The 5,808-nt window shown below is 72.0% G+C and carries 8 protein-coding genes; 3 read left to right on the top strand and 5 right to left on the bottom strand.

Going from position 1 to position 5,808, the window contains the following annotated elements; genetic code table 11:
* Positions 1-158 (bottom strand): alcohol dehydrogenase catalytic domain-containing protein (locus ABNT58_RS29445; protein ID WP_348756908.1); only part of this gene is annotated, 158 nt, incomplete at its 3' end.
* A 219-nt stretch (positions 159-377) separates the two neighbouring features.
* On the opposite strand from ABNT58_RS29445, the gene ABNT58_RS29450 reads away from it, so the two are divergent.
* From ABNT58_RS29450 to ABNT58_RS29460, 3 genes are read left to right on the top strand one after another with little or no spacing between them, the layout of a single operon-like run.
* Positions 378-2,702 (top strand): ATP-binding protein, encoded by a 2,325-nt coding sequence (locus tag ABNT58_RS29450; protein WP_348756901.1) that lies wholly within the window; start codon positions 378-380, stop codon positions 2,700-2,702.
* Positions 2,699-2,902, top strand: a complete 204-nt coding sequence (locus ABNT58_RS29455) for a hypothetical protein (protein WP_348756902.1) — start codon at positions 2,699-2,701, stop codon at positions 2,900-2,902. The genes ABNT58_RS29450 and ABNT58_RS29455 overlap by 4 nt, the downstream gene beginning before the upstream one ends.
* A 1-nt stretch (position 2,903) precedes the next feature.
* Positions 2,904-3,263 (top strand): DUF1264 domain-containing protein, encoded by a 360-nt coding sequence (locus ABNT58_RS29460; RefSeq protein ID WP_348756903.1) that lies wholly within the window; start codon positions 2,904-2,906, stop codon positions 3,261-3,263.
* Here the strand turns inward: ABNT58_RS29460 and ABNT58_RS29465 are convergent.
* The 4 genes from ABNT58_RS29465 to ABNT58_RS29480 form a co-directional block, all read right to left on the bottom strand.
* The gene (locus tag ABNT58_RS29465; RefSeq protein ID WP_348756904.1) at positions 3,212-4,396 is read right to left on the bottom strand and encodes a glycosyltransferase family A protein; all 1,185 of its coding nucleotides are present in this window, start codon (positions 4,394-4,396) and stop codon (positions 3,212-3,214) included. The two genes, ABNT58_RS29460 and ABNT58_RS29465, sit on opposite strands and share 52 nt — an antisense overlap.
* A gap of 10 nt (positions 4,397-4,406) precedes the next feature.
* On the bottom strand, positions 4,407-4,856 hold the full coding sequence (locus ABNT58_RS29470; RefSeq protein WP_348756905.1) for a hypothetical protein: 450 nt from the start codon (positions 4,854-4,856) through the stop codon (positions 4,407-4,409).
* Positions 4,857-4,919: 63 nt separating this feature from the next.
* Positions 4,920-5,069, bottom strand: coding sequence for a DUF2474 family protein (locus ABNT58_RS29475; protein WP_348756906.1), 150 nt, complete (start codon positions 5,067-5,069; stop codon positions 4,920-4,922).
* Positions 5,056-5,808, bottom strand: a 753-nt coding sequence (locus ABNT58_RS29480) for a cytochrome d ubiquinol oxidase subunit II (RefSeq protein WP_348756907.1), incomplete at its 5' end; no start/stop codon positions are given. The genes ABNT58_RS29475 and ABNT58_RS29480, both read right to left, overlap by 14 nt.

The raw sequence follows: 5,808 nt of genomic DNA on the forward strand, positions 1-5,808 counted from the left end.
TTCATCGTGGGCATGAAACCGTCGAACAGGTGCAGGTCCGAGCCGCAGATCGCGCAGCAGCTCATCTTGACGATGGCGTCGCGCGGCTCCTCGATCTGCGGATCGGGCATCGTCTCGTAGCGCACATCGTGCTTGCCGTGCCAAACCAGTGCTTTCATCGGGCGTCCTTCGGGTGGTGAATGGATTGCCGCAAGACCGGCGCCGCGGGCGCGGCGCCTGACCAATGGGCCAACGGCTGACGCCTGCACGGGGCAAGGGCCGTACCGCAGGCGCCGCCCGTGGCCGCTGCACCGCCCTGGCCCACCCGGAACAGCGCTTGCCCCGCCTGCAGACAAACACCCACAAGCCGCCGGCCGCGGCATGGAAGAGCGACATCGATGGAAGGCCTTGACCCGAGGGTGGACGACACGCCGCTGGCGCCCCTGCACCAGCGGCTGCTGCGCCAGCACATGCCCACCACCATGGTGGTGGATCGGCACAACCGCCTGCTGCATCAGTCGGCCGGCGCCGGGCGCTACCTGCTGGCCGGGCAAGATGCTGAACACGTCACCGGCACCCCCCTGCCAGCGGCCCTGCGCCCGCCGCTGGGCGAGGCGCTGGCCGGTGCGCTGGCACGTGCGCGCCAGACCGGGCAACGGGTCGCCACCGGCGTGGTGCGACTGACCGACGAACACGGCCGCGAACACGCCGTGCAGATGCGTGTGCTGCCCGACCTGCAGCAGCCCGGCGGCGACGGGCCGCTGCTGGTGGAGTGGACCGACGCTGAGCAGCACACCGGCCCGCCACCCCTCGACGCCCTGGCCCGCGCCAACGACGACCTGGTGAACCTGATGAGCTCGATGGGCATCGCCACCTTGTTTGTCGACCGGTCGCTGCGCGTGCAGCGCCTCACACCCGCCGCGCGCCGGCTGTTCCAGCTGCCGCCAGGCGACGAGGCGCCTTCGCTGCTGGCGTTGCCGCATGGGCTGCAGCATGCGGGGCTGCAGGACGACATCGCTCAGGTGCTGCGCACCACCGAACCGCTGGAGCGTGAACTGCCCGCCCGCGGCAATGGCTGGACCCTGCTGCGCATCACGCCCTACCGCACGCACGAAGACCGCATCGACGGCGCGGTGCTCAACTTCACCGACGTGACCGAGCGGCGCCGTGCACAGGAGCTGATGCGCGCCCGCGAAGAGCGGCTGCGCCTGGTGGCCGAAAGCACGCGCGACTACGCCATCATCACGCTGGACGATGCCGGCCTGGTGACCAGCTGGAACAAGGGCGCGGAGGCGATGTTCGGCCACACCGAGCCGCAGGCCCTGGGCCAGCACTTCCGCCTGCTGTTCACGCCCGAAGACCGGGCCAGCGGCCAGCCCGAGCGCGAGCTGACCACCGCGCTGCAGGAAGGCCGTGCGCTGGACGAGCGCTGGCACCTGCGCCGGGACGGCAGCCGCCTGTATTGCAGCGGCATCACCACGCCCTTGCTGGACGGGCCGCACAGCGGCTTTGCCAAGATCGCGCGCGACCTGACCGAACGCCAGCTGCTGGACAGGCAGCGCGACGAGCTGCTGCGGGCCGAGCAGCAGGTGCGCGCGCAGCTGGAAGCGGCCAGTGCCTTGCGCAGCGAGTTCCTGGCCGTGATGTCGCACGAGCTGAAGAACCCGCTCAACGTGGTGCAGATCAACGCGGAGCTGATCCGCCGCTCGCCGCAGGCCTTGGCGCATGAGCCCCTGGCCCGTGCGGCCGAGACCATCCGCAAGACCGTGCAGGGCCAGGCCCAGATCATCGACGACCTGCTGGACCTGTCGCGGCTGGAAACCGGCAAGCTGTCGTTGGAGCGCACGGCGGTGGCCTATGCGCCGGTGATCGAACGCATCGTCGATGCGCTGCGCGCGCAGGCTGCCGAGAAGTCGATCCGCCTGACGGTGCAGGCGCAGGACGTGGTGGTGCAGGCCGACATCGTGCGGCTGGAGCAGATCGTGTGGAACCTGGCCAGCAACGCGGTGAGGTACACCCAGCCGGGCGGCAAGGTGACCATCACGCTGGCCCGCGAGGGCGTGCTGGCGCGGCTGGACGTGGCCGACAACGGCCCCGGCATCGCGCCCGACTTCATCGACTCGATGTTCAACATGTTCGAGCAGGGCGACAGAAGCCCCTCCACCCGGCGCGAGGGTGGGCTGGGCATCGGCCTGGCGCTGGTCAAGCAGCTGACCGACCTGCACGGCGGCCATGTGGAGGCGCATTCCGACGGGCCCGGCCGGGGCGCCACCTTCACCGTCTGGCTGCCGATGTGCGAGGCTGCGGCCGAACGCGGGGCCGAGCCCGGTGCCCTGGACGGCGAGCTGGCCGGCCGGCGCGTGCTGCTGGTGGAAGACAACCTCGACACCCTGGAGGTGCTGGCCGAGCTGCTGCGCCTGGAAGGGGCCGAGGTGGTCACCGCATCGGCGGCCGCACAGGCGCTGGCGCTGGCCGATGCGCAGGACTTCGACCTGGTGGTGTCGGACATCGCGATGCCGGGCATGGACGGCCACCAGCTGATGCAGGCCCTGCGCCTGCGCGAGCGCTGCCGCCACTGGCCGGCGATCGCCGTCACCGGCTTCGGCCGCAGGGCCGATGCCGAGCGCGCACTGGCCGTCGGCTTCCAGGCCCACATCCCCAAACCGCTGTCGCTGGCCGCGTTGCTGCAGGCGGCACGCCCCCTGCTGGGCGGGCGGTCATGAAGTCCACACCTCTGCTTTATGCCGGGCCCCTGCTGCTGGCCCTTCTGGCCGCCTGCGATGGCGACAGCGCGGGCAACACCGCTTCCCCGGTGGCGGCACCGGGCAGCGAGGCCAGCGCACGCACCCGGCTGCTGGAAGCCGGCGCAGCGGCGCTGCAGCGCATGCCGCCGGCAGCGGCTGTGGCACAGCCATGTGCATGAGGTGAAGTCAGGCCAGCTGATCGTGCCCGGCGTGCCCGCGCCGGCCGAGAAGGCGTTGATGGAAAAGCTGGTGTCCACCTACGGCAAGACCTGGCACACCTGGCACACCGACCGCGACAAGCAGCTGCCGCTGGGCGTGCCGCAGTTGATGATGGGTGCCACCGCCGATGGGCAGATCAACGAGGCGATGGTGGCCGAGCGCGACCGCCGTTTCGAGGTGGACAGCCAGCGCAAGCGGCAGGAGCGGGCGGACATTCCCGCGCCCGCCGTGCACCCCGGGGCCGACGCCTGGCAGCGCGGGCCGGCCTATCAGATCGAGGATCCGGCCGGCAGCCACCACGAGGCGGCGCCCGCCCGGTAGCGCGGCGGCTGCGGCTGCGCTTCGGCGATCAGCCGCCGCAGCTCGGCCACGGCCTGGCGCACCGGCAGCTGGCGGCAGCGGGCCCGGCCCCGCTCGGCGCGCTGTTGTTGCACGGCATGCCACAGCGCGCCGAAGGTGGCGGCCTGCACGGCCTGCCGGTGCAGCCCGTCCGGAGTCAAACCCAGCACATGGGCCAGTGGCCGCCAGGCCGGGTCGTCGGCGCGGGCCACGAAGCCGTGCCGCCACAGCCCGCGCAAGCGGTGGCGGGCCAGCAGCAGGCACTGCAGGTCGTCGGGGTCGTCGACCATCAGCTCGCCCTGCTCGCGGGCCTGGCGGTCCCATTCGCGCAGCTGCCAGGACAAGCCCACGTCCACCCGGCCTTCGCGGCGGCTGGAGGTGATCACGCGCACTTCGCCGCTGTGGCGGATGCGGCGATCGGCCCGGCGCAGCGCCTGCACCAGGGCTTCGTCTTCCAGCCAGGGCACGCCGGCCGGCAGGCCGCCGACGGCGCGGTAGGCATCGGCCCGCACGGCCAGGCTGGCGCCAAAGTGCTGGTGGTGGCGCGGCCAGGGGTCGGCGTCGTCGGGGTCCAGCAGGCACTGCAGCTTTTCGCAGGCCAGGCGGTAGGCGGTGTCCCAGCGCTGCCAGCGCTGGGGCGGCAGGCTGCCCGGCGAATCCTCTTGGCCCGCTGCATCGCTTGCGGCCAGCAGGCGGCCGCCCACCGCATCCGCACCGCGGTCGATCTCATGCGCGGTGTTGCGCAGCCAATGGGGCGACACGCGGGTGTCGCCATCCGTGCTGGCGATGAAGGCGCCGCGCACGCGGCCGGCCAGCAGCCGGTGGGCGGCCTCGTCCATCAGCAGCTTGCGGGCATGGCCCACATTGGCCTGCGGCGCAGGCAGCTGCACTTCGCACACCTGCAGGGCCAGGGCGGGATGACGCTGGGCGAAGGCCCGCACGATCGCGGCACTGTCGTCGCTGCAGTTGTTGGCCAGCACCAGCACCTCGTACACCGGTGCTTCCTGCTGTGCGGCCAGGGCCTGCAGCGTGGCAGGCAGCCGCTGCGCCTCATTGCGCACCGGCACGATCACGCTGGCGCGCAGCCGCTCGCGCGGCAGCGTGAAGCTGATCAACGCCAGCCGCTCAACGGCGGCCCAGGACCATGCCCACCAGCACCGCGCCGGCCACGGCGGCCAGCGGATGCTCCCGCACGAACTGGCGGGCCACTTCCACCATCTCCTGCATCGCTTCGCTCACCGGCAGGCTGTCCAGCGCGGCGGCCGTGCCTTCGAAGCCGGGGTCTTCGCCGGCCGAAGACGAATAGTCCTGGCGCTGGCTGCTCTGCCCTGCGGGCTGGCTGCCGGCAGCCTGGGCCGCGCTGCCCTGGCTGGCCCAGGCGCCGCTGCTGCTGCCGCTGTCCGTGCCCATCTTGGCGCCCATGCCGGGGCCACCTGCCGTGCCGGTGCCGGACACCGAATCCGAACCGGTGGCGGCGCCCGCGCTCAGGCTGCCCGGCGCAGCGGTGCTGCCGGGACCGGTGGGCACCGGCGTCGGGATGGGCTTGTTGTTCGATGCATCGGACTGGTCGTTCACGGGCTGCTCCTGTCGTTGGTGCTCACCAGGTGGGCAATCGCCGTACCCACCGCGCCCGGCCGGTCAGCGTTGCAGGCCCACGGCCTGCAGCAGCCAGCCCAGCGCCCAGGCCAGCGCGCCCAGGCTCACCACGCCGGCCAGCCACAGCGCGGCCAGCCAGGCCAGGCGCCGGCCCCAGGCGCGCGGCGCGCCGTCGCGGTCAGTGGTACCCATCGCCCACCCGCACCTCGCCGCGGAACACCCAGTACGCAAAGGCGGTGTAGGCCAGCACCAGCGGCAGGATGAACACCGCCCCCACCAGCGCAAAGCCCAGGCTTTCATCCGGACCCGCGGCCTGCCACAGCGTGATGCCCGGCGGCACCACGTTCGGCCACAGGCTGATGGCCAGGCCGCTGTAGCCCAGGAACAGCAGCGCCAGCGTCAGCACGAAGGGCGCCGCATGGCCCTGCCCATGCTTCAGCGTGCGCAGCAGCGCCCAGGTGCACACGGCCACCAGCAGCGGCACCGGCGAGAACCACAGCAGCTGCGGCAGCTGGAACCAGCGCTGCGCTATGGCTTCGTGGGCCAGCGGCGTCCACGCGCTGATGGCGGCGATGACCGCCAGCAGCGCCCAGGTCAAGGCGATGCCGATCTGCCGCATGCGTTGCTGCAACGGGCCTTCGGTCTTCATCACCAGCCAGGTGGCGCCCAGCAGCGCATAGGCCACCATCAGCCCCAGACCGGTGAACAAAGCGAAGGGCGACACCCAGTCCAGCGGGCCGCCGGCAAACTCGCCGTCGACCACCGGCACACCATCGAGAAAGGCGCCCAGCGTGACGCCCTGGAAGAAGGTGGCCGCCACCGATCCGCCGATGAAGGCCTGGTCCCACAGCCGGCGCTTGCCGGCCCGCGCCTTCATGCGGAACTCGAAGGCCACGCCGCGGAACACCAGGCCGATGAGCATCAGCATCAA

The organism is uncultured Aquincola sp. (genome assembly GCF_964001545.1).
Taxonomy (GTDB): Bacteria; Pseudomonadota; Gammaproteobacteria; order Burkholderiales; family Burkholderiaceae_C; genus Aquincola.

Bases quoted from the DNA above. Each gene is read 5' to 3' on its own strand.
- ABNT58_RS29455 (WP_348756902.1), top strand. From the start codon at position 2,699: ATGAAGTCCACACCTCTGCTTTATGCCGGGCCCCTGCTGCTGGCCCTT.
- ABNT58_RS29475 (WP_348756906.1), bottom strand. From the start codon at position 5,069: ATGGGTACCACTGACCGCGACGGCGCGCCGCGCGCCTGGGGCCGGCGC.
- ABNT58_RS29450 (WP_348756901.1), top strand. From the start codon at position 378: ATGGAAGGCCTTGACCCGAGGGTGGACGACACGCCGCTGGCGCCCCTG.